Consider the following 2,978-nt stretch of genomic DNA (forward strand, 5'->3'; position numbering starts at 1 on the left):
TATCACACAGGTATGTTTCCTCGACACTTTGTCATAGTTGACATCTACCAACAGAATACTCACCGGTTAAACTGTTTATGCGGCATGACGCTCCTTCGTCATCTCAATGGCACTGTCCATATTCCCGGATGCTGCCACTACAAAAACAGGCAAACTGTCCTGATAACTGCTGTTGATCTCACATTCCCAGTATTCCAGCCTTTCCCCGTCTTTCTCAATGCACGTCAGAAGCTCCGGTGGAATACGCCATCCATCTGATTCTTCTGTCATCATGGTAACGGCCGCTGACAGAAAATAGCGGATCACACTCTGTCCATGACCATTATCCTTGAAATCCGTATCCAGTCTCCTGAGATATTTCTGAAAAGCGGCTTCTTCAAAAATAGCCAGACTGCTGCCATACCACTTGGTCACAATATATTGCTTATTGCTGTCCATCTGTAAATCTGTACATCCGTCTGTCCTAAGTTCAACTGCTCCTCTCATGTAAACCCCTCCTAATTACTGCAGCTCCGCCAACAGCTGCTTCTGTCACATGACTAATGTTCCTCTCTTCCATCAGCCAACACTTCTCCCACAAGTCTTAATAGCGATTATGAACAACTTCTATGGCTGCAATGACATCCCGCATCTTGAGTTCGGTTCCGTCATCCAGAACTGCCGTCCCCGTCAGATGCCCAAACACCTGATGCTGATCGCTGGCAATTACTTTCATATCAATCTTTGCTTTTCTGTCCAGGATCGGCTCAAAAATCCCCTCAAACCGACCATCACTGGATGAAATCGTCCACGGATCCATGTAATTAAAATTGCCCTTATCATCCTGTCCGATCATAAAAACAACTTCCTGAAGCTTATGGGCACGGCCATCATAGAAAATCACATTCTCAGTGGCACTGCTCCGATCACTGAATCCATAGCCGAGATTGAAACCGAAAGGTACACCGTTCAGCCTTGTACTGCAGGTTCCCCAACGCCAGATATTGTCATAAGTCCACACACCGCGTCCCCAGTCAAGGACAGCCATATCTTTTCTCCCATCAAAAATATAATCGCGCCCGTCAAAGTTCACTTTGCCCTTGACCGGCATACAATTCACCTTCTGATTGTAATAAAAAGCCTTCTGATTCTCCTTCCACGGTGTTGCAATACAGATGCTGTCCATCTCCGGCTGCTTCATCAGAAGATCCGCCGTCAATGTCTTACCATCCTGAAAATCACGGAAAACACACTGAATTCTTCTTCTATGCGGCTTCACCGTATAACGAAGATGAATCCGACCATTTCTGAAATCCGCATTGCCATCGTCCGATGTCCTCCCCAGTCCCAATCGTCCCATAGGCATTGCCGTCAATATGGTCTCAGTATGTTCCTTTCGTTCCACAAGATCAATCAAAGAAACACTAATTAATCCCGCATATCCCAGATCCGACAGGGTAAATGCAACGGCATAATGTTCATTGCCCGCAAGATAATAATCCCATTCCTTAATGCGAAAAGAAGGGGCTGCAATATTCTCGCGATTATACTGCCAGACCGGTCGTCTCGCCCATCCAGGCGTTACAACGTATCCCTGCTTATCCAACAACTTCTGAACATCCGTTACCTCATGCTGCATAAAGATCCCTCCTGTCTTCTCTTATTTTGAACGTATATTATCAGTATAACAAATTTTTTGAAAAAAAATAGTCTTTTATACATATTTCATAAATTTCGGTGCAAACTAATGCTGTCACCCGTCAATATGTTAGCTTTTCCGTTCACAGCATCAAGTGAAAAATATTCCTCACGATTACATGTTGAACGGACTCAGTTTTTTCGCAATTGAAAGGAGATTATCAAAATGGAAGTAAACAATTCAATTAAATGTGGCGTTCATGATTGTAAACATCATGCAGGTAATGTGGAATACTGTACCTTAAACTGTGTCAGCATCGGCGCCTGCGAATGTTCCCCTAAGACAAAAGAGGGCACCGACTGCGAATCTTTTGCAGCCCGCTAAACTAAAAAAAGGGCTGCACCAATAACCCCAAAGCGTGCGGCCCATGTATATCAAACTATGAGAAACACGCTCCGCGAGTTTCTCAAGTTATCGCGGCAGTCGCCAAGGTCTCGTGCAAGCACGAACCTTGGCTCGTTGCTCGCGTAAATAAGGCGTCGCTTTAACGATTAAAAAATCGTAAAGCGGACGCCCCTTTTGTTCAATCATCCCTTATAATCATTAGTATAACTCTTACCAGCTACTACTGTTACAACTATAATTTATCACAGTACTTTCATTATAGCATCTCATTCCTTGATCTTGAACCGGTTAAAACTCTTTTCAAACTTTTCAAGCCACTTTCTCTGCATAATCAAGGCATATCCACCCCTGCCCTGATTTCAGTTTTCCCCATCGGCTTCTCTCTCCGGCTGCATTGACAATTCCCGTTGCTTCTTCTGTAATGGTAAATACCCCCTTGCCTGTAAATCCCACAGCCTTTGAATAAATTGTAGGTGCCTGCCGGATGTTCAGATCGTCAACAGAAACTCTTACCATATATGCTGTCTTTTTATTTAATATCGTACTATCTGTCGAAGTATTTTGATCTGTCTGATGACTGTCATTATTCCGGTTATTCTGACCGCTCTGCCCACTTTGATTTGTTGACTGTTTTTTATTCCCAATACCAAAATACTCTGCTATTGCAGCTGCCTTGGCCTCCGCTATAGCTTTTAAGTTTTCCTGTTTCGACAGGAAAAGACATTCCTTGGGATTATCATGAAAACCATGCTCAACTATATAATCATAACGAACCGGGCCATTTTTCGCCTGTCCCTGTGAAGCTGCTCCAGATACTGCCCCGCGGATAACCCCATACCAGTCTGCGCCGTTGCTCTGGGTCTTTGTCACGACTCCCCTGTTATAAGTAATGCCTGTGGATGGCTTCATGACTTTGACAATGGCATCGATCATTTTCTCTGCCAGTTTTTCTGAT

At 44.1% G+C, this 2,978-nt stretch carries 3 protein-coding genes and 1 pseudogene; 1 reads left to right on the plus strand and 3 read right to left on the minus strand.

Features of this window, described 5'->3' with window-relative positions:
* Nucleotides 1-75 precede the first annotated feature (75 nt).
* Both WMO25_RS16710 and WMO25_RS16715 read right to left on the minus strand, forming a co-directional pair.
* Nucleotides 76-486, minus strand: coding sequence for a hypothetical protein (locus WMO25_RS16710; protein ID WP_015513055.1), 411 nt, complete (start codon nt 484-486; stop codon nt 76-78).
* Nucleotides 487-583: 97 nt separating this feature from the next.
* Nucleotides 584-1,618, minus strand: a complete 1,035-nt coding sequence (locus tag WMO25_RS16715; RefSeq protein ID WP_215690613.1) for a DUF2804 domain-containing protein — start codon at nt 1,616-1,618, stop codon at nt 584-586.
* Nucleotides 1,619-1,843: 225 nt separating this feature from the next.
* Here WMO25_RS16715 and WMO25_RS16720 point away from each other — a divergent pair, with 225 nt between their 5' ends.
* Nucleotides 1,844-2,002, plus strand: a complete 159-nt coding sequence (locus WMO25_RS16720) for a DUF1540 domain-containing protein (RefSeq protein ID WP_015513053.1) — start codon at nt 1,844-1,846, stop codon at nt 2,000-2,002.
* A 330-nt stretch (nt 2,003-2,332) separates the two neighbouring features.
* Here the strand turns inward: WMO25_RS16720 and WMO25_RS16725 are convergent.
* Nucleotides 2,333-2,978 (minus strand): annotated as a pseudogene (locus WMO25_RS16725) (hypothetical protein); the annotation flags it as partial.

Source organism: Coprococcus intestinihominis, assembly GCF_040096555.1.
GTDB classification, from domain to species: domain Bacteria; phylum Bacillota; class Clostridia; order Lachnospirales; family Lachnospiraceae; genus Coprococcus_A; species Coprococcus_A intestinihominis.